Below are 22,857 nucleotides of genomic sequence, written 5' to 3' on the forward strand. Positions count from 1 at the left end.
TTATAATGTTAAAAAGATTCGGGGGTTAGTTCCCCCGAATCTTTACTTTACATTAGCTTAATACATCCATAACACTTTTAACAGCATCTGCTGAATTATCTAATTGCGCTTTTTCGTCGTCAGTCAAATCAAGCTCAATAATTTGTTCAATACCGTTACCACCTAAGATTGTCGGCACTCCTAGGTAAATACCATCATAACCGTATTGTCCTTCAAGGTGAGCAATTGCAGGTAACACACGACGTTGATCTTTAAGAATAGCCTCAGTCATTTCAACAATTGCAGCAGCAGGTGCATAGTATGCAGAACCGTTTCCTAATAAGTTAACGATTTCTCCACCACCTTTTCGTGTACGTTCAACAATAGCGTCTAAACGATCTTGAGGGATTAACTTCTCTAAAGGAATACCACCAGCATAAGAATAGCGTATTAAAGGTACCATTGTATCCCCGTGTCCACCTAATACGAAACCAGTAATATCTTTAATTGATAAGTTCAATTCTTGCGCAACAAATGTACGGAAACGTGCAGTATCTAGTACTCCTGATTGACCGATTACTCGGTGCTTAGGGAAACCAGACTCTTTCCACACTGTATACGTCATAGCATCAACAGGGTTTGTTAATACGATGATAATGGCGTCAGGAGAATACTTAACAATTTCCTTAGTAACTAGTTTCATAACGTTGGCATTTGTGTTAACTAAGTCATCACGGCTCATTCCTGGTTTACGAGCGATACCAGCTGTAATGACTACAATATCAGAGTCAGCAGTATCTTTATAGTCAGAAGTTCCAATGATATTAGCATCAAAGCCTTGCACTGGACTAGCTTCTAACATATCTAATGCTTTACCTTTTGTCGGGTTTTCCATGTTAGGAATATCGATTAATACGACATCTCCTAATTCCTTTTGAGCAGCCATTAATGCAGTAGTAGCACCAGTAAACCCAGCACCTACAACAGTAATCTTTCTACGCTTAATTGCCATGTCGAATCCCCCTTTGTATTAATTTAAATTACATGTTTTTAATTAATTCGTTAGCGAACTCAGAACATTTAACTTCTGTTGCACCTTCCATTAGGCGAGCGAAGTCATACGTTACTACTTTGCTTTCGATTGATTTTTCCATTGAACCTACAATTAATTTCGCAGCTTCTGTCCAACCGATATGCTCAAGCATTAATACTCCAGATAAGATTACTGAAGATGGGTTAACTTTATCTAAACCTGCATACTTAGGTGCAGTTCCGTGAGTTGCTTCAAAGATTGCGTGACCAGTGTCATAGTTGATGTTTGCTCCAGGAGCGATACCGATACCACCAACTTGTGCAGCAAGTGCGTCAGAAATATAGTCACCGTTTAAGTTCATTGTTGCTACTACGTCAAACTCACGTGGACGAGTTAAAATTTGTTGTAAGAAAATGTCAGCGATAGAATCTTTAACGATTAACTTGCCTTCTTGCTCAGCTTTCGCTTGTGCAGCATCTGCAGCTTCTTTACCGTCAACTTCTACGATGCGGTCATATTGAGCCCAAGTGAATACTTTATCACCGAATTCAGCTTCAGCAACTTCGTAACCCCAGTTTTTGAAAGCTCCTTCAGTAAACTTCATGATGTTACCTTTATGAACTAAAGTTAGGCTCTTACGTCCTTCTTTAAGTGCATAGTTGATTGCAGCACGGACAATACGCTTTGTTCCTTCTTCAGAAACAGGCTTAATTCCGATACCAGAAGTTTCTGGGAAGCGGATTTTGTTAGCACCCATTTCTTCTTGTAAGAATTGGATTACTTTTTTCACTTCATCAGAACCTTTTGCATACTCAATACCTGCATAGATATCTTCTGTGTTTTCACGGAAAATAACCATGTCAGTATCTTCAGGACGTTTAACAGGTGAAGGAACACCAGTAAAGTAACGTACAGGACGTAAGCAAGTGAAAAGATCTAATTCTTGACGTAATGCTACGTTTAAAGAACGAATTCCGCCACCGATTGGTGTAGTTAATGGTCCTTTAATAGCTAAGATGTATTCTTGAATATCTTCTAACGTTTCTTTCGGTAACCACTCACCAGTTTGCTTGAAGGCTTTTTCACCAGCAAGTACTTCTTTCCAAACGATTGATTTTTCGCCATTGTAAGCTTTTTCTACTGCAGCTTCTAATACACGTGAAGCAGCTGCCCAAATATCAGGACCAGTTCCGTCTCCTTCGATGAAAGGAATGATTGGATTATTTGGTACGTTTAATACTCCGTTTTCTACAGTAATTTTTTGACCTTGTGTCAATGTAATGACCCCCTATGTATAATTGTTAATATTATTTTGTGGGAGGATTAGCCTCCCACTATAATTTTTAGCTTGAGCTATTCCATTTATCTTTGTTCTAAAGGAACATATTTCTGATGTGAATGACCAATGTAATCTGCACGTGGGCGGATTAATCGGTTGTTCGAATATTGCTCTAAGATGTGAGCAATCCATCCAGATACACGGCTAACAGCAAAAATAGGCGTGAATAAATCATGCTCAATACCTAAGCTGTGGTAGCAAGATGCTGAATAGAAATCAACGTTTGGAAGAAGTCCTTTTTGCGTTGTAATCATTTCATCGATTTTAATAGACATTTCATAGTACTTATCTTGTCCAGTTAAAGTCGTTAATTTACGAGACATTTCTTTTAAGTGCTTCGCACGTGGATCGCCAGTTTTATATACACGGTGGCCGAATCCCATAATTTTTTCTTTGTTATCTAATGCGTTTTGGATGTAAGACTCAACATTAGAAAGTTCACCTATTTCAGTTAGCATTTTCATTACACGCTCATTAGCTCCACCATGAAGTGGACCTTTTAAAGCACCAATTGCAGCAGTTACTCCAGAATACATATCTGATAATGTAGCTACACATACACGACCTGTAAATGTAGAAGCATTTAACTCATGATCTGCATGAAGAACTAACGCTTTGTTAAAAGCAGTTTCAGCAATCTCATCTGGTGTTTCTCCAGTTAGCATGTAAAGGAAGTTTGCAGCAATACTTAATTCTGTATTTGGAGCTACAGGCTCTTTCCCTTCACGAATGCGTGAAAACGCTGTTACAACTGTAGGAAGTTGCGCTTGTAGGCGGATAGCCTTACGGTAGTTTGCTTCTTCAGACATATCGTCAGCTTCTGAATCAAATAATCCAAGCATAGAAACAGCTGAGCGAAGTGCTGCCATTGGGTGAACATCACCAACAGGGTAAGATTTCATATGTTCAATGATTTCTTTTGGAATACTTGCATTTTCAGCAAGCTCCTTTTTAAATGTTGTTAGTTCCTCTTTGTTAGGAAGTTTATCGTTCCATAACAAGTAAACAACTTCTTCAAAAGAAGCGTTATCAGCTAGGTCATCGATATTGTATCCACGATATGTTAAGACACCATCAATGATTGAACTAACTGATGAAGTTGTAGCGACAACGCCTTCTAAACCTTTTGCAGTCGTCATATCTATCTCTCCCTTTCTATTAATTCCTTTGTTATTAATGCATCTTTCAAATATGTAATTCTTCACACACACTATTGCTTATTATAATCAAACTTTAAGCGTTTGTGAATGAAAAGAGACGAATTAAGAGAAATTCCAGTAATTTTCTTCCCTAAATGAGGGTTCACTGGAAAAAGTATACAATTTTCATTGCAAAATAAGCAATTCCAGCACCAATTAATGGTCCAACAGCTATCCCTTTAAATAAGGCAACTGCTAATATTGTGCCAAAGACTAACGCTGTCGTAATGTGTGGGTCGGTTTGTAGCAAATCAATTCCTCTTGCAGCAATTAATGCGACTGCAATTCCTGAAAATAACGCAATCCAAGCATAAGAGGACTTCATTGCATCGGTAAGTTGTTTAAATCCAATATCACCTGTTGCTACAGGAATTAATACAGCGATAGTTATTATTGTTACTCCCCAATTAATTCCTTTATCTTGAATGATTGGGAAAAGTTTAGAACCTAAATTTGTCCATTTTAATGTTAACAAGACAACAATCGCGATAATTAAAGACTGGTTTTTCGCTATTAATCCTATAGCTAACAAAATAATTAAAAAAGCGGTTGCTTGGGAAATCATCCTACCGCTCCTTCCTGCTTCTTAAACCTATATTATCTTACCATAACAAACAAATACAACCAAATTGCTCACTTTTTAACTGTTCGTTCTACTTATGGAAAACATGAAAATTGATGTAACGCAAAAAAATATGTAAAATATTCCTTATACAGATTGGAGGGGAAAAATAATTGAATGCAAATATTCTATATAGTTCATTAAGGTTATTATTCGTCATTGCTACAATTATAGTTAGTTTGTATGGTTTGTTTTACGTATCTACCGTAACTTACCCATTTTTAATCGCTATTATTATTGCATTTTTAATTAATCCCATTGTTAACTTTTTAGAAAAAAAGACAAACCTCCCGCGATATATTGCTGTAATTGTTACAATTGTTGTATTTTTAGCAGCTGTTTTCGGGATTATGTACTTGTTAGTGGCAGAAATTGTAGCCGGAACTGCTTACCTTGTAAAGGTTGTTCCTCCTCATTTTCAAAAGTTAGTTGAGTATATTCAAGCTTTCTTCGTAGCAAAAATTGTTCCCATTTATAATGATATAACTGCAATGATAAGAGAGCTAGATCAAAGTGAACAAGATAAGCTTATGAACAACATTAACGAGTTTGGCGCTACTGTAGTAGATGGTTTCTCAACCATACTTATTACTATTTTAGGGGCTTTTCAAAGTCTCCTTCTAGGTTTACCAAATGCAGCTACTGTCCTTATTTTTTCATTATTAGCAACTTTTTTTATCAGCAAAGATTGGTACCGTCTTGGCGATAAGATAAACAACTTAATCCCTGCTAGTGCTCATAAAAGTAGTCAAAGTGTAATAAATGAACTAAAAAAAGCTTTCTTTGGCTTTATTAAAGCTCAATTTACCTTAATTTCTATAACGGCAGTAATTGTATTAATTGGCTTATTAATATTGCGTGTAGAGTATGCTATCACGATTGCGATTATTATTGGTATTGTCGACTTATTACCATACTTAGGTACAGGAGCGGTATTCGTACCTTGGATTATTTACACATTTATAACAGGAGATTATCCAACTACAATTGGACTTGCTATTTTATACATTATCGTTGTCGTGCAACGCCAAGTAATGGAACCGAAAATTTTATCTTCTAATATCGGACTCGACCCTCTAGCAACACTCGTTGCTTTGTTCGTTGGATTTAAACTATTTGGTTTCCTTGGATTAATTATCGGTCCTGTTCTATTAGTTATAATTAACGCACTTCAAAGCGCAGGTGTTTTTGAAAATTTATGGAACTTTATAATAGGGAAAACAAAAACAAGATAGGGAACCTATCTTGTTTTTTACATTTTCCAATATATGAAATTACCATTACCATTTTGAATACGTTTTTTAAACCACTTTGATAGCCACAGCTTTATTACGCCACGACTGTATGGAAATAACAATAAAAATCCTAGCGCATCAGTAATAAAACCAGGTGTTAAAAGGACTAGTCCACCTGCAAAAATACAAATACCGTCTAATAGTGAGTGACTTGGAATTTCACCACGTTGCAATTGCATTTGTGTTAGACGCAAAACTTCTGCACCTTCTCTTTTAGCTAACCAAGCTCCAACAAACCCTGTAAAAATAATTAAAAGAAAAGTATTAAATGCACCTATCGTTTGTCCAGACCAAATTAGTAGAAAAATTTCTAAAGCAGGAACGAATATAAATAGAAGTACTAGCCATCTCATCATTAATTTCCCCTTTTTTCATTTCTATCTCTTTTCTATTGTAAACGAAAAAAAGAGAAGGAGCCAACTCCTTCTCTCATAAATTAAAGTTAAATGATAGTAGTACGACCGAAGTAAATTTCTCCCCCGACACTATCCACTGTGATGTCTTGCCCATCTTTTAATTTCGAAGTTGCTCCTTGTACACCAACAATTACTGGAATGCCTAAGCTTAATCCAACAACTGCAGCATGACTAGTTAAGCCACCTTCTTCTGTAATGATTGCTGAAGCTTTATGAACAGCTGGCATCATTTCTTTATCTGTCCCTAACGTGACAAGAATAGCGCCATCTTTCATTTTACTAATCGCATCTTCAGAGTTGTTTGCAATTACAACTTCACCATAAACCGATTTTTTTCCAAGTCCTTGCCCTTTTAGTAAAACATCCGCAACTAAATGCACCTTCATTAAGTTTGTCGTGCCAACTTCACCAACAGGTACACCTGCAGTAATAACGACTAAATCACCATGATTAACAACATCAGTTTTTAGCGCTTCTTCAACAGATACTGTTAACATTTCATCCGTTGAATGTGCAGTAACGCCTAATTGTGCTACTACTCCCCATACGAGAGCAAGCTTACGACAAACAGACTCCGAATTTGTTACAGCAACAATCGGTGCTTTAGGACGGTACTTTGCAATCATACGCGCAGTATGACCACTTTGCGTTGCAGTAATAATAGCTGCGACATTTAAGTTAAGTGCAGTATGTGTAACCGATTGGCTAATTGCATCGGTAATAGATATTCCAATTTCTTTACTGCGAAGTGATAGTAATTCACGGTATTGCAATGCACTTTCCGTTTTTTTAGCAATGGCATTCATCGTGTTAACTGCCTCAACAGGATATTTCCCAGCAGCCGTTTCACCTGAGAGCATGATTGCATCTGTTCCATCAAAGATCGCATTCGCTACATCACTTGCTTCCGCACGTGTTGGGCGTGGATTGCGCTGCATAGAATCTAGCATTTGAGTTGCTGTTATAACTGGCTTGCCAAGCATATTACACTGTCTAATTAATTGTTTTTGCACCAATGGTACATCTTCCGCAGGAATTTCTACACCTAGATCTCCACGCGCAACCATTAACCCATCAGATACTTCAAGAATTTCATCAATATTATCGACACCCTCTTGATTCTCTATTTTAGGAATGATTTGAATAGAAGCACTATCATTTTTCTCTAGAAGTCCGCGAATTTCTAAAACGTCAGATGCTCTACGCACGAACGAAGCGGCAATAAAATCTACTCCTTGTTCAATACCGAACATAATATCTTCAGCATCTTTTTCCGTTATTCCAGGTAGTTTTACGCTAACATTTGGAACATTAACGCCTTTTTTATTTTTTAATGTTCCAGAATTTAATACTTTCGTCACTAATTCCTTTTCACGTTTCTCAATAACTTCTAGTCCAATTAGACCGTCATCTAATAAAATGTTTGAGCCAATCGTTACATCTTCAATTAAACCAGGATATGTAACGGAAATTTTCTCTTTTGTTCCCATTACTTCTTCCATCGATACGATAAGTTCTTCGCCTGCAACTAGCTCCACTTCACCGTTTTCAACTTGTTGTGTTCTAATTTCTGGTCCTTTAGTATCAAGAAGAATTGCTACCGTTTTCCCAACATTTTCTGCAGCTTGACGAATATTAATAATTCGTTGGCCATGCTCTTGGTGATCACCGTGTGAGAAATTTAGTCTTGCAACATTCATTCCAGCTTTCATTAGTTTTTCAAGTGTTTCAACACTTTCACTTGCTGGTCCTATTGTACATACAATTTTGGTCTTACGCATGTTGATTTCCTCCTAAATAATTAAATAGATAACTGCTGAGATAACTCATACATTTTTTTATCAATTTGATGTGTTTTCGATAAAGCTTCAGAAATGTCATGGTCTACAATTTGATTTTGCTCAATTCCAACCATGCGTCCTGCTTTACCTTCTAATAATAAATCTACTGCTTTTGCTCCAAGACGACTTGCAAGAACACGGTCAAATGCAGTTGGTGTTCCACCTCGTTGAATATATCCTAAAACAGATACTCTCGTTTCTAAGTTTGTTGCCTCTTGAAGTTGTTTCCCTATTTCAGCTCCGCTACCAACACCTTCGGCAACGACAATTATACTATGCTTCTTCCCTCGTTCATGCCCTCGCATTAATCTAGAAACGACATCCTCGAGTTGAAATTTTTCTTCGGGGATTAATATTGACTCTGCTCCGTCAGCTAATCCAGACCAAAGTGCAATGTCACCGGCATTTCTACCCATGACTTCAATGACATATGTACGTTCATGTGATGTTGCTGTATCTCTAATTTTATCAATCGCATTTATAACTGTATTTAATGCTGTATCAAACCCTATCGTAAAATCTGTTCCAGGGATATCGTTATCTATCGTCCCTGGTACCCCAATTGCCGGAAATCCGTGTTCCGTTAATTTTTCTGCACCACGAAACGAGCCATCTCCACCGATAACTACTAGTCCTTCTATTCCAAATTTATTTAACTGGTCAATTGCTTTTTTCTGACCTTCAGCAGTTCTAAATTCATCGCTTCGAGCTGTATAAAGCATTGTTCCACCTCGATGAATAATATCGCCTACAGAACCAATTTCTAATTTCTTAATATCACCTTTAATTAAACCAGTGTATCCATGGTAAACACCATACACTTCAATATCATGGTAAATTGCTTTTCTTACCACAGCACGTATAGCTGCATTCATACCTGGTGAGTCGCCACCACTTGTTAGAACACCAATCTTTTTCATATTTAGCACCTCAATATTAAATCATTGGAAAACTACTTGTATAAACATACCATTTCCATCTTGTCATAACAATACTCACGCTCACATAAAAATGTGCTTTAGTCTTTGACTAAAGCACATTTTATCAATTATTATTAATTTTTTCATCTTGAACAAAAGCAAATGTACCGATTGTGCGAAATTTCTCATATCGGTGAGCAACGATTTCTTCTTTTGACATTGGTAGTAACTGTTGTAAAGAAGAATCTAAGATAGCTTCGATTGCTTTCGCTTGTTCCTTTGCATTTCGGTGAGCTCCACCTTTAACTTCAGGAACAATTTCATCAATAATTCCTAATTGTTTTACATCGGGAGCAGTAATCTTCATTGTGTCGGCCGCTTTTTTAGCAAGAGAAGAATCTTTCCAAAGTAAAGCTGCTGCACCTTCTGGTGAAATTACTGAGTACCAAGAGTTCTCTAACATATGAACATGGTTACCTACGCCTAGAGCTAATGCACCACCACTAGCACCTTCGCCGATTACAATACATATAATCGGAACTGTTAAGCCAGCCATTTCTACAAGGTTACGTGCAATCGCTTCGCTTTGTCCTCTTTCTTCAGCAGCTTTACCAGGGTACGCACCCTTTGTGTCAAGAAAACAAACAACTGGTCTTTGAAATTTTTCTGCTTGTTTCATTAGTCTAAGCGCTTTTCGATAGCCTTCTGGATGAGGCATTCCAAAATTACGTAATATATTTTCCTTCGTATCACGACCACGTTGTTCACCAATAACAGTTACTGGTTGCCCTTTAAATGTTGCGATCCCAGCAACAACTGCTTTATCATCACCAAATGCACGATCACCATGCAACTCTATAAAATCAGAAAATAGTAATTCAATGTAATCTAGTGACGTAGGTCTTTCAGGATGACGAGCAAGCTGGACACGGTCCCAAGGAGTCATATTACCATAAATATCTTGCTCTAATTTAATTAAACGTTCCTCAAGTCTTCTCACTTCATCAGATAAGTCGATATCTTTTTCTGCTGTAAATGTCTTTAATTCTTTTATCTTTTCACGAAGTTCTACAACTGGACGCTCAAAATCTAAACCAACTGCCATTATTGCTCACCTCCACGTCGATGTATGTGTAATATTTTCGTTAAGGTTTCTTTCATATCAGAACGATGTAATACACCATCAAGTTGACCATGCTTTAATAAGAATTCAGCAGTTTGGAAATCATCAGGTAAATCTTCTCTGATTGTTTGTTCAATAATTCTTCGACCTGCAAACCCGATTAATGCACCTGGCTCAGCAAAGTTGTAATCGCCTACAGAAGCAAAACTTGCTGATACTCCTCCAGTCGTAGGGTGAGTCATAATGGAAATATATAGTCCACCTTGATTGCTAAACGCTTTTAAGGCTACACTCGCTTTAGACATTTGCATTAAGCTCAAAATACCTTCTTGCATTCTAGCACCACCAGATGCTGTGAAAATAATAAATGGTGCTTTCTTATCCATTGCACGTTCTACTGCTCTAGTAATCTTTTCTCCTACAACTGATCCCATACTTCCCATTCGGAAACGAGCATCCATCACAGCAATGACAACTTCTTGTCCATCCATCGTACCTTCACCTGTGACAATTGCTTCATTCAGACCCGTCTTTTTCTGGTCTTTTTTAAGCTTGTCTTCATAGTCTGGAAAGTTTAACGGATTTTCAGAGATCATATTTTTGTCATATTCAACAAACGTATCATGATCTAAAAGGCTTGCTATTCTCTCTGGTGCAGACATTTGGTGATGATAATTACAATGCATACAAACCTTCAATGCTTTTTGAATTTCCTTCGTATACATTATTTTTTTACACTGTGGACACTTTGTCATTAACCCTTCTGGTACTTCTTGTTTTGCATGTTCAGAAGGTATCGTTGCATACTTTTTCTTTTTAACAAATAAATCCTTTAACATTTGTTTTTCCTCCCTTGTTACTTGGGAATTACTTATAAAGCGCTTGTTGTTGAATTAACGCTTAGTATTCTACTTAGTAATTCAGAAGCTTTGCTAGTTTCCCTCTCTTTTAAAGCACGAAGCAAGGAGCTGTAAGAGTCTTTATCTACTAATTGCAGTTGATGACCTGTGTTTTTATAATATTGATATAAAATATTCCAAACTCTAAATAGCAGTCTGTTTTTACTACCTTCTACAATACGTCGATGAAATGCTTGTAATGTATCTTCATTAGGTTCATTAAAAATTTGTTCACCTAATTGAAGAAGTTCATCCAGCTCATTATCGCTCAACCGCTGACAAGCAAGTGGTAAGGCAGTCATTTCAATGATATCTTTAAGTTCTATTAAATCCTCAACTACCTTATCATTTTGCAAAATGAAACTACCGAGTATTTCGATTAGGCGATATTCATTAGCATCAACAATATACGTACCTTCACCACGTCTAGTTTCAATCAAACCTAATAGTTCTAATGAACGTAGTGCTTCTCTAACAGAAGACCGACCTGCATTAAGTCGATCGGAAAGTTCTCGTTCAGAAGGTAGTTTATCTCCAGCTTGAAGACCATCAGTTTCAATAATGTCGTGGATTTTATTTAATATTTCAATATATACTTTTTTTTGTGATGACATAGCCGTTCATCACTCACTTTCCTAAAATTACTCTTTTCCGATTATTGCAAGTCTTCTAGTCTTTTCAGCAACTTCTTCTGGATCAACTTGTCTTCTTGCAACACCTGTTTCCATTGCTGCTCTTGCCACAGCTGCTGCAACCGCAGGAGCTACTCGTGGATCAAATGGAGCTGGAATAACATAATCATCTGATAGTTCGTCCTCATTTACGAGACTAGCAATAGCATGTACAGCTGCCTTCTTCATTTCTTCATTTATATGCGTTGCACGAACATCTAATGCCCCTCGGAAAATTCCTGGAAAGGCAAGTACGTTATTTACTTGGTTAGGAAAATCCGAACGACCTGTACCAATAACTTTCGCCCCAGCTTCTTTCGCCTCTTGTGGCATAATTTCTGGATTTGGATTAGCCATTGCAAAAATAATAGGGTCTGCGTTCATTGAAGAAATCATTTCTTTAGTAAGGGCTCCTTCAACAGAAACACCGATAAATACATCTGCATTTACTATGACATCTGAAAGTGATCCTTCTTTACGATCAAGGTTTGTAATTTCAGACATTTCCTTTTTAATTGCATTCATCCCGAATGGTCTTCCTTCATAAATGGCACCTTTAGAGTCACACATAATAATATCTCGAACTCCAAAGTTTCTTAGAAGTTTTAAAATAGCTATCCCTGCTGCTCCAGCACCGTTTGCTACTACTCTAATTTCTGACATTGATTTTCCAACCATTTTTAGCGCGTTTACAAGACCTGCTGCTGTAACAATTGCTGTCCCGTGTTGGTCATCGTGAAAAATTGGGATATTCGTCTCTTTTTTCAAACGCTCCTCAACAGCAAAGCAATTTGGTGCTGCAATATCTTCTAAATTAATTCCACCAAAAGTTGGTTCTAGTAATTTTACAGTTTCAACAATTTTATCAACATCAGTAGTGTTTAGGCAGATTGGAAAAGCATCTACTCCAGCAAAACTTTTAAATAAAACTGCTTTCCCCTCCATTACTGGCATTGCCGCTTCAGGACCAATATTTCCTAGTCCAAGAACTGCTGTTCCGTCAGTAACGACTGCAACTGTATTGCCTTTCATCGTATATTCGTATACTTTACTTTTGTCATCATAAATATCTTTACATGGTTCAGCTACACCAGGGGAATAAGCTAAGCTTAAATCTGTTGCATTTTTAACTGGTACCTTTGATGTTGTTTCTAATTTCCCTTTATTAACACGGTGCATATGGAGTGCTTCTTCTCTAATAGTCAAAACTATTCTCTCCTTTTTTCTTTGAGGCAGTTGGAAAGTACTATTTGTAGTCATTTTAGTGGTCTGACCACCTAGTAACTTTCTTCATTATAACAAATGTTATTAACCTGTAAAGTAATTTATTTCGATACTAGGACGACATGCTCATTTCCAAATTGTTCCTTCAATAATTGTAAGCATCTTTCATTTGTATCGACATTGTACTCACTAGCAAGCTTCATCGCTTTTTTCTCAGATTCATAATAAATTGTTATAGGGACTAGCCCCTTATTTTTTGATATTATTTGTTTTAATTTTGCCATTTTTTCTGTATCTTGATTTTTAACTTTAATGAATAGACGCGTATTTAATTCTTTTACTAGTCTAACCTCTTTTGCTATACATTTAACACTGTCTCGATTATTCTCAATCGAACCTTCAATAAAAAGTAATTTTCCTTTTGTAAATAACGTAGGCTGTCTCTTATATATATTTGGAAAAATAACAACTTCAAGTTCTCCTGTTTCATCACTTATCGTAATAAAAGCCATTTGTTCGCCCTTTTTTGTTCTAATGACTTTGCTACTTGTTACTAATCCAGCAATCTTTTGCTTAGATTGATCAGACACAGTTTCAAGTATTGCTTTTTTCACGACACCGTAATCACTTAATATGTCCTGAAAAGACTCAATTGGATGGCCAGATAAGTAAAATCCTAATGCTTCTTTTTCTAATTGCAATTGATCCTCTGATGTAAATGGTGGTACCTCAATATATTTAGGTTTCATTTGTAAAGCTTCATCCGGAAATAATCCTAGTTGATTGTCACTATTACTAGCTTGAATTAATTCTGCATACTGGATACCTGGGTCTATGCTCGCTAGCAAACTTGCTCGATTATTATTAAACTCATCAAAACAACCTGCATAAATTAATGATTCTATTGTTCTGCGATTGACAACTTTTTGTGGAACTCTTGCACAAAAATCATAAAAATCACTAAAAGGTTTTTTTCTGCGCTCTTGTAAGATTATTTTTACAGCTTGAATGCCAACATTTTTGATTGCAGCTAAACTAAATTGAATACCGTTATTTACAATTGTATGAGCTATTTCACTTTTATTAATCGAAGGAGGATGGATGCTTAATTTTTTCGTTTTTGCTTCAGCAATATATTGCGCTGTTTTGTCCTCATTACCGATAACACTTGATAATAGCGATGCAGTAAACATTAACGGATAGTTAGCCTTTAAATAAGCCAATTGATAGGCAATCATACTATAAGCAACAGCATGGCTCCTCGCAAATCCATAGTTTGCAAACTTAACAATTAAATCGTACACGGTATTCGCTGTATCGTTATCGAATCCTTTTGCTAAGCAGCCATCAACAAAGTGCTTTCTTTGATTATTAAGGTCCTCTATTTTCTTCTTGGAAACTGCTCTACGTAAGATATCAGCTTGTCCTAAAGAAAAACCTGCCATTTTGGCTGCGACTTGCATAATTTGCTCTTGATATACGATAAATCCATATGTTGGTTTTAAAATTTCTTCTAAGACAGGGTGAGGATAAGAAATAGTAACCTTACCATGTTTTGCTTTTATATAATCTGGAATGCTTTCCATTGGACCAGGCCTATATAAAGCATTAACTGCAACAATATCTTCAAATTCACTTGGTTTAAGTTGTTGAAGTACACGTCGCATACCTGCTGATTCAAGTTGGAAAATCCCTGTTGTGTTACCTTCTCCTAATAAATGAAATGCCTTTTCATCTCCGAGTGGAATATTTTTTAAACTAAATTTCTTTTTAGTTATGTTTTCGATTAGCCTTACAGTATGTCGTATTAACGTTAAATTTCTTAACCCTAAAAAGTCCATTTTTAATAATCCAAGATCTGCTAACGTATCCATAGGATACTGGGTTAACATCATTCCACTTTGACCTTGTTGTAATGGAACCATCTCTGTTAATGGTTCTCGGCTTATGATAACACCAGCCGCATGAGTAGAACTATGGCGCGGAAGTCCTTCAAGTTTTAAAGCAATTTCTATTATTTTTTTATACTCTTGTTTTTCTTGAATTGCTTGTTTTAAAGTAGGTGTTTGCGCTATTGCAGTCCTTAAGGTTATTCCGACTTGAGAAGGAATCATTTTTGCAAGCCGGTCAACTTCCTTAAGCTCTACGCCTAATGCTCTACCTACGTCACGGGTAACAGCTTTGGCAGCTAATGTTCCGAACGTAATAATTTGAGCTACATGACTATGTCCATATTTCTCAGCAACATAATGGATCACTTCATCTCGCCTAGTATCTTCAAAGTCAATATCGATATCTGGCATCGATATTCGCTCGGGATTTAAGAAACGCTCAAATAATAGCCCGTGTTTTATTGGATCGACGTCTGTAATTTTTAATACATATGCAACAAGGGAACCAGCTGCTGATCCACGTCCAGGCCCTGTAATAATACCTTGTTTATGAGCATAATTCATAAAATCTGCAACAATTAAAAAATAATCATTAAATTGCATTTCGTTAATAACTTCTAATTCAAATTTTAATCGCTCTCTTATTTCAGAAGTTACATCACTATAGCGATCTAATAGGCCTTTTTCACATAATCTACTGAGGCAATCTTTACTTGTTAACCCTTCTCGTAGTGGGTACTTTGGAATTTGGTACTCACCAAACTGAAAATCAAGGTTACAGGCATCGGCAATTCGTTTTGTTGTCGTTAAAAACTCTTGGTCATCAACAACTTCTAACATTTCTTCAGCGCTTTTTAAATAATATTCCTCGGTCGGTAACCTTTTCCGATTTTCATCAGTAACTGTTACACCATCTCGAATACTTAACAAACATTCCTGTGCAAACGCGTCTTCTTTATGTAAGTAATACACATTATTTGTAGCAATACATTTTACTGCATTTTCCCTTGCGAAGACTATTAATTTTTCATTTAATATTTTTTCTGATGTTGTTCGATGATTTTGGATTGAAAAAAATAAACGATTACTAAAAATTTCTTTATATTTATTTAAAGTAGAAATTGCTTCTTCTTTCTTATCTTTCATAACGTAGTTTTCAATTTGACCTCCTAAGCCAGGAGTAATGCAAAATAGAGAACTGCTATTTTCCGAAAGAATATCCCAAATCTCTAAATCATTTATATGTTCTACTGTATTTATATAACTACTAATTTTTAATAATTGTTTATAGCCGTTATTGTTTTTTGCAATGAGCACGAGTTTAAGATCTTCTACAGCTAATTCCAACCCGATAATAGGTTTAATACCAGCTTTCATGCAGGCATGATAAAAAGGAATTGCTCCGTACATTACATTTCTATCTGTAATTGCTATAGCAGAAAAACCTAACTCTTTTGCTCTTTCTACTGTTTGCGTGATTCGGCATGCGCCTTCCAAAAGGCTATATTCACTATGTACATGTAAATGAACAAATTCCATCGACCTAGCCCCCTGTATTTCTCTTCCAATACTATTATAAACGATACGGCTAATCTCATCGAAAAACAAGCATAGGAAATGTAAAATTCCCATAAATATCTTAGTAAGACAAACTGTTAGGAGTGTCAAAATGAATGATGAACTATTTATAGAAAGAATAATAATATCCTTTTTTGTTGCATTCGGAGTAATTCTTGGTGGTGCCTTAATTGGTGGTATTGGTGCTTTCCTCGTTAATCAACCACCAATGCATAAAATAAATGCACTATCCGGAAGCTTGAAAATTTGGGCACTAGTGGCAGCCATTGGTGGTACTTTCGACACATTTACTAACTTAGAACGTGGTTTCTTCGAAGGCACTCACTTAATTTTAATTAAACAGTTAATATTTATATTATCGGCAATGGCAGGCGCACAGTCTGGTGCGATGATATTACAATGGTTAACGCAGGAGACGATTTCATAATGCGTATTCCACCCTATTATAAAAACCCTCATTGGCAACGATTTTTAGCTGGTGTGTTCTTAGGTACATTACTTGGTTGGGTACTTTTTTTATTTTTTTATGGAAACACGATTGATCGACACGTCATTGCTCTGAAAAACAAACAAGCTGAAATAAATGATTTAAAGAAAGATATTGATGAAATTTGGAAAAAAGACTATGAAGAATGTAACAAAGAGAATCAAAGGCTATTAAAAGTGCAAGATATAGAAATAAACCTAGAGCACTCTGATAAAATTAGCATGCTAACAGTCCAAAAATTACAGCAGCAAACAAAAGATTTTTTAAGAGATTTAATAAAAAAAGATATTGAAACAGTTGCAAACAATAAAGAGTTTATTATGAAAACGATAGAAGAAAAAACATTTACGATTGATGACCAAAAATACCAACTGCGTGTAGAGCACTTCTTCTTATTTACGACATTAGAATTGCACTTAAGAATTAAACATGTCGAATAATAAGTCGCAATTTTAATAAAAATCAGATAAAATAAGATTAGAACAAAGGAGGAAAAGTCATGTTAATTAGTAGAAAAGAAATGGCCATGAAGAAAATCGAAAAAATTAAAGCTGGCTATTCTGCATTTGCAGAAACAAAAGAAGTTGCTGACTATCTTAAAAAAGAATTAGAGAAAATGAACATTCAAGTTCACGAAGATGTGACTGAATTTGGAAGTTGGTTCATACCAAAATAAATAGCATCCACGCATGGATGCTTTTTTATTATTTATTCGCTTTACTTGCTTCGACTAAATCTCCAACAACTTCTTCAACTTTATCCCAATTATAGATTGTTGCTCCAGCTGCCATCGGATGACCTCCACCGTTGTAACGGTTGGCAATTTTATTTACTACAGGTCCTTTTGAACGTAGCCTTACTCTAATTTGATCAGGCTCCTCAATGAAAAATGCCCAAGCGTTAATCCCTTCAATATTGCCTAATGATCCTACTAATTGCGAAGCTTCACTAGGGCCAACATCAAATTCTTTCAACTTATCTGCAGAAAGTGTCACAAAACCAACACCTTCATCTGTCAATGAAAAGTTATTAAGTACATAGCCTTGTAACCTAGCAACATTTACATTTATTTTGTACATCTCTCGATAAATGTCAGTAAAGGAGAAATTGTATTTCACAAGCTCACTTGCATATTGAAAAGTTTCTGGATTTGTACTTGGAAACAAAAATCTTCCTGTGTCACCAACAATACCTGCATATATTAACCTTGCCCCATTATCTGTTAAAGTCAATTCTTCTTTAGCAAACAAATAAAACTGATAAATCATTTCACTAACTGAACAAGCATTTGTATCCACCCATAAAATATCGCCGTATGCATCATCATTTGGATGATGATCAATTTTAATTAGTTTCTTTCCAAGCGTATATCGCTCATCGCTAATCCTCTCTTGATTAGCAGTATCACAAACGATAACAAGGGCATCTTCATAAAACGAATCATCTATCTGATCCATTTCATTTAAAAACTGAAGTGAAGGATCTTCGTCACCGACAACCTTTACCGTTTTACTAGGAAAGCTAGCTTTAATTATTTCAGCAAGCCCACCTTGTGAGCCAAGTGCATCAGGGTCTGGGCGAACATGACGGTGAATAACAATTTTGTCAAATGCTTTGATTTCTTGCAAAATTAATTCTTTCATCGTATACTCCTTTTTGACTGTCTATTTGATATAGTAGACAATTATAATGATTAGAAATGAAACGATTATAAAAAGATAAGTAGGTGTTTGCAATGCAAATTATTGGTCTATTAACTGTACTATCAGCATTTTTATATCTCTTCTACAAATTAAAATCATTCCGAGTGAAAAAATTCCCATATCGTCAACGTTGGGCAAATAGTAAAGCATCTATTGCAATTGGCTTTTTCTTAATCTTTTTTGCGATAAACCAACTTTACCATGATGGTGATAAGATGCTTTATTTAGTAATTAGCATCATATTTATCATTCTTGGAAGTGCAAATGTAGTTTTAGGCTACCGTGCTTACCGTTTCTTTTTACCAAAAGCAATTGAAGAAAATGAACAGCAGTCATAAATGGCTGCTTTTTTTAATGCCTATCAATAAGCTGTGCCATTAGCATTGCTTTTCCGACAACTGTCCCTTTATGGAAAATTTCAACGTCGACTTTTCCAAATTTCCTTCCTACTTCTAATACACGCGGAAAAATATCTATCGTTGCATCAATTTGAACTGGCTTAATAAAATATAATGTTAAGTTTTCTACAACTAGCTCGCCTTTTTTATGTTTCCTTAACGCACGACTTCCCGCTTCCGTTACTAATGATGTAAATACGCCATAAGAAATTGTCCCTAAATGGTTCGTCATTTGCGGAGTTACTTCTGAACGGTAGTATACATTGTTACCAGCTTCAACCTCTTGAATTCGGCTAGCAATTAATTCTTCAAATGTTTCGCCAACTTGTGGCTGCTGCTTTATCATTTGGAGCGCTTTTAAAACATCACGCCGACTAATAATTCCAAGTAATTTACTAGACTGATTAACTACTGGTAAAAGCTCGATTCCGTCCCAAATCATCGTATGAGCAGCTGTTGCTAGTGATGTATTTTCTTGGACTGTAATTGGGTTTTTTGTCATTACTTTTTCAATTGGAGTTGTGCGTTCACTGCCAATGATATCTTTTGAAGTTACTACTCCAACTACTTTCATTGAAATATCGATTACAGGGTACCGACTATGATTTGTTTCTTGGTTTAATTGGTGCCACTTTTCAACAGTATCTTGTGTATGTAATAAGTGCGTTTCACCAATCGGAATTAATATATCCGATACTAAAACAATTTCTTTTTTTATTAATTGATCATAGATTGCTCGATTTATCATCGTCGCCACAGTAAAAGAATCGTAAGTACTTGATAAAATGGGCAAATGTTTTTCATCTGCTAAACGCTTTATTTCCTCACTCGTATCAAATCCACCAGTGATTAATACAGCCGCTCCACTTTCAAGTGCTAACCTGTGAGCTTCTTCCCTATTACCTACAATTAAAAGACTACCCGCATCAATGTAGCGCATCATAGCTTCTACTTCCATTGCCCCGATAACAAACTTATTTAAGGTTTTATAAAGTCCTTCTTTACCACCTAAAACTTGTCCTTCAATAATTTTCACAACTTCAGCAAACGTTAATGTTTCAATGTTTTCTTTTAGTTTTTGTTTAATTCGAATCGTGCCAACTCTTTCAATCGTGCTTACAAGACCTTGATTTTCGGCTTCTTTTATTGCTCGATAAGCAGTTCCATCACTAACGGACATTTCTTTGGCAATTTGCCGAACCGATATTTTACTACCTACTTCAAGATCGATAATATGTTGAATAATTAATTCATGTTTAGTCGTCAATCTACCTTCACCGTACTTTCTACCGCCAACGAACGTGACCTAATGCCACTATTATACATAAAGAAAAGAATTTACATCAATGATAGGAGCGTAATCTACCTTTATTTTTCATAGTAACTTCTTTGTGGACAGTTGCTTGTTTTCGTTCCTTTTGAAATAAAATAGCTGAAAGGTTTCCACCTATTACAACAAGTGCAAATAGAAACCATGTTACTGCAAAAAGTTGAGCAGCTTCGTTCCCACTAAAAAACGGGAGTTGAGGAAGTGCGTAATAAAGCATTGCGATTGCACAAAGTAATGATAATAAATAACGTTGTCTCATATTAATTACCCTCTTTCATAAAAAATTATGTTTATTTTAGATTATGATTTTAATCTAAAAAAAGAAGTGCGTTTCAAAGTTGATCAGCACTTCTTTACTATTTATGAAAGCGTAATACACTCGCCTGGCTTCAATATAAGCCCATTGTTATCCGGTAAACGCTCAATAAATTGTTCCGGGCTTTGCTCGATTACAGGAAAAGTATTAAAGTGAATTGGTACTATAGTTTTTGCTCGAAGCCACTGGGCGGCAAGCGCAGCATCTTCAGGACCCATCGTAAAATTATCGCCAATCGGTAAAAATGCCATCTCAATCGAATTTAGCTCTCCGATCAGCTTCATATCCGAGAACAATGCTGTGTCCCCGGCGTGATAAATTGTTTTATCATTATGAGTGAATAAGATTCCTGAAGGCATTCCAGTATAAATAATCTTTTGTCCTTCTTCTTCATAGCTCGAGCCATGGAAAGCAGGCGTTAATTTTACTTTACCAAAATCGAAAGTGTACGAGCCACCGATATGCATCGGATGGGTAGTAATTCCTTTCCAGCTTAAATATGTTGCTAATTCAAACGGAGCTACAACGATAGCATTGTTACGCTTTGCGAGTTCTACCGTATCACCTACATGATCATTATGCCCATGCGTCAATAATATAACGTCTGCTTGTAAGTCTTCTTGTTTAATAGGGCATAGCCCGTTTCCAGTTATGAAAGGATCAATTATTATCTTCTTTCCACCAGCTTCAATTAATACTACAGAATGTCCATAATAAGTAATATTCATTAAAAAACCTCCAAATTATTATTCAATGATTTCTGTGTGAAAACATAGTTTCATATGATTAGTAAATAATTCATGGTTTTCTGTAAATGTCGCCATCCCTCGTTTATGTGCAACTGTTTTAAATCCTTCTGCATCTGCGCCGGCAACCGTTAGGAAATCACAAATATCTGTACAAACACCAACTATATGTACCTTTTCTACATCATGACTTCGTAAAAGTTCAGCTAAATTTGTATTGTGAAAGGCATTGTAATTTGCTTTCGGTACGTAATGAACTGAGTCATTTCCAGCATTTTTATCGTACCACTTGTGTAAATCACCAAAAAGTTTCTGGCCTTCTGTTCCAATTACATTATGGACTGGCCAAAGTTGAAAATGTGGATCGTTTTTTTCATGAGCATCCATTGTAACGACTACATGGCCACCATTTTTTAAAAATTGATCAGCTTGGTCAATAATATAAGGAACTATTCTTTGTGCAGGCTCACCTGCTGTTAACCCGCCGTCATCTGCGACAAAATCATTACTCATATCAACAATTAATAAGGCTTCTTTTTTCATAAAAAGGCACTCTCCTTATTTTTATTTTAGTTAAAATAATTCGCTAGGTAATGCTATTTTACCTTTATTGTGGAATCGTGGTAAAGTTTAGGAAAGAAACTATGAAGGGATTTGTTAGTTTGCATACTAGAATTCAGCAATATACAAAATGGCTAAACGATAAAAATATTGATTTTTCTTTTATTACATCAACACCAAATGTATTTTACTTAAGTAAATTTTATTCTAATCCACACGAAAGATTATTAGGGATTGGTATCTTTGCTAATGAGGAACCTTTTTTAGTTTGTCCGAAAATGGAAGTAGGGCAAGCTCGAGCTGCAGGATGGGACTTTGAAATTATCGGGTATAGTGATACAGAAAATCCGTGGCAGTTCATGCAAGAAAGTATCCAAAAACGGAATGTAACTGTAAATTCATGCGCAATTGAAAGTAGTCATCTCACTTATGAACGCAGTGAGCAATTAAGGCACATTTTAGGTGGAGCCACATTTATTTCTGCTGAGGAAAAACTCCACTACATGCGAATGGTAAAAGATGACCAGGAAATTTCAATTCTTCGTGAAGCGGCGAAACTCGCTGACTTTGGAGTAGAGGTTGGTGTTTCAGCACTTGCTAGCGGAAAAACGGAAATGGAAGTTTTGGCACAAATAGAATTTGAATTAAAGAAAAAGGGTATTCGAGAAATGTCCTTTTCAACAATGGTTCTTTATGGAGAAAAGTCGGCGGACCCTCATGGGAATCCTGGATTGAAAAAGTTAGCGAATGGTGATTTCGTCTTATTTGATTTAGGCGTTGTCCTTGACGGTTATTGTTCAGACATTACGAGAACTGTTGCCTACGGTGACGTATCAGATAAGCAAAAAGAGATTTATAATACCGTTTTAAAAGCAGAAGTGTCAGCTCTTGAAGCTTGCAAAATTGGAACGAGAATCGGCGACTTAGATAAAATTGCCCGCGGAATTATTACAGAGGCTGGTTATGGTGAATACTTCCCGCATCGCTTAGGACACGGATTAGGTATTGACGTTCATGAATTTCCATCAATGAATGAAACGAACAATGACTTATTGCAAGAAGGAATGACGTTTACGATTGAACCTGGCATTTACGTTCCTTCAGTTGGCGGTGTGCGAATTGAGGATGACGTATTAATTACAAAAGATGGCTATGAAAGTTTGACGCAATTTCCGAAGGAATTACAAATTATTAAGTAAGAAAAAGCAAGCGGCTGGGACAAAACTAAAAGAGTTCTAGGAAAAGAAATGCATTCCACTTGGGAAAATTGTAGTAGAAGTGGCGA

At 36.1% G+C, this 22,857-nt stretch carries 23 protein-coding genes; 6 read left to right on the top strand and 17 right to left on the bottom strand.

Annotated elements, in window-relative coordinates:
- Window positions 1–52: 52 nt before the first annotated feature.
- The 4 genes from mdh to CIB95_RS06250 all read right to left on the bottom strand — a co-directional run bounded on the left by mdh (window position 53) and on the right by CIB95_RS06250 (window position 4,115).
- On the bottom strand, window positions 53–991 hold the full coding sequence (gene mdh, locus CIB95_RS06235) for a malate dehydrogenase (RefSeq protein WP_094923300.1): 939 nt from the start codon (window positions 989–991) through the stop codon (window positions 53–55).
- A gap of 28 nt (window positions 992–1,019) precedes the next feature.
- Window positions 1,020–2,288: an NADP-dependent isocitrate dehydrogenase gene (gene icd, locus CIB95_RS06240; protein WP_094923302.1), complete on the bottom strand. Its 1,269-nt coding sequence runs from the start codon at window positions 2,286–2,288 to the stop codon at window positions 1,020–1,022.
- An 86-nt stretch (window positions 2,289–2,374) separates the two neighbouring features.
- Window positions 2,375–3,490, bottom strand: coding sequence for a citrate synthase (gene citZ / locus CIB95_RS06245; RefSeq protein WP_094923304.1), 1,116 nt, complete (start codon window positions 3,488–3,490; stop codon window positions 2,375–2,377).
- Window positions 3,491–3,653: 163 nt separating this feature from the next.
- Complete coding sequence (locus CIB95_RS06250) at window positions 3,654–4,115, bottom strand: DUF441 domain-containing protein (RefSeq protein WP_094923306.1); 462 nt, start codon at window positions 4,113–4,115, stop codon at window positions 3,654–3,656.
- Between the two features lie 170 nt (window positions 4,116–4,285).
- On the opposite strand from CIB95_RS06250, the gene ytvI reads away from it, so the two are divergent.
- On the top strand, window positions 4,286–5,407 hold the full coding sequence (gene ytvI, locus CIB95_RS06255; RefSeq protein ID WP_094923308.1) for a sporulation integral membrane protein YtvI: 1,122 nt from the start codon (window positions 4,286–4,288) through the stop codon (window positions 5,405–5,407).
- Window positions 5,408–5,424: 17 nt separating this feature from the next.
- Here ytvI and CIB95_RS06260 read toward each other — a convergent pair whose 3' ends face one another.
- From CIB95_RS06260 to CIB95_RS06295, 8 genes are all read right to left on the bottom strand, one after another.
- Window positions 5,425–5,823 (bottom strand): FxsA family protein, encoded by a 399-nt coding sequence (locus CIB95_RS06260; RefSeq protein WP_094923310.1) that lies wholly within the window; start codon window positions 5,821–5,823, stop codon window positions 5,425–5,427.
- Window positions 5,824–5,909: 86 nt separating this feature from the next.
- Window positions 5,910–7,664: a pyruvate kinase gene (pyk, locus tag CIB95_RS06265; protein ID WP_094923312.1), complete on the bottom strand. Its 1,755-nt coding sequence runs from the start codon at window positions 7,662–7,664 to the stop codon at window positions 5,910–5,912.
- Between the two features lie 20 nt (window positions 7,665–7,684).
- The gene (gene pfkA, locus CIB95_RS06270; RefSeq protein WP_094923314.1) at window positions 7,685–8,644 is read right to left on the bottom strand and encodes a 6-phosphofructokinase; all 960 of its coding nucleotides are present in this window, start codon (window positions 8,642–8,644) and stop codon (window positions 7,685–7,687) included.
- Window positions 8,645–8,768: 124 nt separating this feature from the next.
- Window positions 8,769–9,749: an acetyl-CoA carboxylase carboxyl transferase subunit alpha gene (gene accA, locus CIB95_RS06275; RefSeq protein WP_094923316.1), complete on the bottom strand. Its 981-nt coding sequence runs from the start codon at window positions 9,747–9,749 to the stop codon at window positions 8,769–8,771.
- Complete coding sequence (gene accD, locus CIB95_RS06280; RefSeq protein ID WP_094923318.1) at window positions 9,749–10,606, bottom strand: acetyl-CoA carboxylase, carboxyltransferase subunit beta; 858 nt, start codon at window positions 10,604–10,606, stop codon at window positions 9,749–9,751. The genes accA and accD overlap by 1 nt, the downstream gene beginning before the upstream one ends.
- A 32-nt stretch (window positions 10,607–10,638) precedes the next feature.
- On the bottom strand, window positions 10,639–11,280 hold the full coding sequence (locus tag CIB95_RS06285; RefSeq protein WP_094923320.1) for a FadR/GntR family transcriptional regulator: 642 nt from the start codon (window positions 11,278–11,280) through the stop codon (window positions 10,639–10,641).
- 27 nt (window positions 11,281–11,307) lie between these two features.
- Window positions 11,308–12,543, bottom strand: coding sequence for an NAD(P)-dependent malic enzyme (locus CIB95_RS06290; RefSeq protein WP_094923322.1), 1,236 nt, complete (start codon window positions 12,541–12,543; stop codon window positions 11,308–11,310).
- Between the two features lie 119 nt (window positions 12,544–12,662).
- Window positions 12,663–15,992 carry a DNA polymerase III subunit alpha gene (locus tag CIB95_RS06295; protein ID WP_094923324.1) on the bottom strand — a complete coding sequence of 1,110 codons (3,330 nt, stop codon included), beginning with the start codon at window positions 15,990–15,992 and terminating at the stop codon, window positions 12,663–12,665.
- A 130-nt stretch (window positions 15,993–16,122) separates the two neighbouring features.
- Between CIB95_RS06295 and CIB95_RS06300 the strand changes: the two genes are divergently transcribed.
- The 3 genes from CIB95_RS06300 to CIB95_RS16320 are packed head-to-tail and all read left to right on the top strand — an operon-like array spanning window position 16,123 to window position 17,194.
- The gene (locus tag CIB95_RS06300; RefSeq protein WP_094923326.1) at window positions 16,123–16,458 is read left to right on the top strand and encodes a YtrH family sporulation protein; all 336 of its coding nucleotides are present in this window, start codon (window positions 16,123–16,125) and stop codon (window positions 16,456–16,458) included.
- Window positions 16,458–16,958: a sporulation membrane protein YtrI gene (gene ytrI, locus CIB95_RS06305; protein ID WP_094923328.1), complete on the top strand. Its 501-nt coding sequence runs from the start codon at window positions 16,458–16,460 to the stop codon at window positions 16,956–16,958. Before CIB95_RS06300 ends, ytrI begins: the two co-directional genes overlap by 1 nt.
- 59 nt (window positions 16,959–17,017) lie before the next feature.
- Complete coding sequence (locus tag CIB95_RS16320; protein WP_094923330.1) at window positions 17,018–17,194, top strand: hypothetical protein; 177 nt, start codon at window positions 17,018–17,020, stop codon at window positions 17,192–17,194.
- A gap of 28 nt (window positions 17,195–17,222) precedes the next feature.
- Here the strand turns inward: CIB95_RS16320 and CIB95_RS06315 are convergent, their stop codons facing one another.
- Window positions 17,223–18,161, bottom strand: a complete 939-nt coding sequence (locus tag CIB95_RS06315; RefSeq protein ID WP_094923333.1) for a DHH family phosphoesterase — start codon at window positions 18,159–18,161, stop codon at window positions 17,223–17,225.
- 92 nt (window positions 18,162–18,253) lie between these two features.
- Here CIB95_RS06315 and CIB95_RS06320 point away from each other — a divergent pair, with 92 nt between their 5' ends.
- A complete protein-coding gene (locus tag CIB95_RS06320) occupies window positions 18,254–18,559 on the top strand; it encodes a YtpI family protein (protein WP_094923336.1) in 306 nt (101 codons plus the stop codon).
- A gap of 13 nt (window positions 18,560–18,572) precedes the next feature.
- Here CIB95_RS06320 and CIB95_RS06325 read toward each other — a convergent pair whose 3' ends face one another.
- The 4 genes from CIB95_RS06325 to CIB95_RS06340 form a co-directional block, all read right to left on the bottom strand.
- The gene (locus CIB95_RS06325; RefSeq protein ID WP_094923338.1) at window positions 18,573–19,886 is read right to left on the bottom strand and encodes a DRTGG domain-containing protein; all 1,314 of its coding nucleotides are present in this window, start codon (window positions 19,884–19,886) and stop codon (window positions 18,573–18,575) included.
- A gap of 76 nt (window positions 19,887–19,962) precedes the next feature.
- Complete coding sequence (locus CIB95_RS06330) at window positions 19,963–20,208, bottom strand: hypothetical protein (RefSeq protein ID WP_094923341.1); 246 nt, start codon at window positions 20,206–20,208, stop codon at window positions 19,963–19,965.
- 101 nt (window positions 20,209–20,309) lie between these two features.
- Complete coding sequence (locus tag CIB95_RS06335) at window positions 20,310–20,993, bottom strand: metal-dependent hydrolase (protein WP_094923344.1); 684 nt, start codon at window positions 20,991–20,993, stop codon at window positions 20,310–20,312.
- Window positions 20,994–21,011: 18 nt separating this feature from the next.
- Window positions 21,012–21,554, bottom strand: coding sequence for a cysteine hydrolase family protein (locus tag CIB95_RS06340; protein ID WP_094923346.1), 543 nt, complete (start codon window positions 21,552–21,554; stop codon window positions 21,012–21,014).
- Window positions 21,555–21,655: 101 nt separating this feature from the next.
- Between CIB95_RS06340 and CIB95_RS06345 the strand changes: the two genes are divergently transcribed.
- Entirely contained in the window at window positions 21,656–22,771 is a 1,116-nt protein-coding gene (locus tag CIB95_RS06345; protein ID WP_094923348.1) for a M24 family metallopeptidase, read from the top strand.
- Window positions 22,772–22,857: the final 86 nt, after the last annotated feature.

The sequence above is a fragment of the Lottiidibacillus patelloidae genome (assembly GCF_002262935.1).
Lineage (GTDB): Bacteria > Bacillota > Bacilli > Bacillales > SA5d-4 > Lottiidibacillus > Lottiidibacillus patelloidae.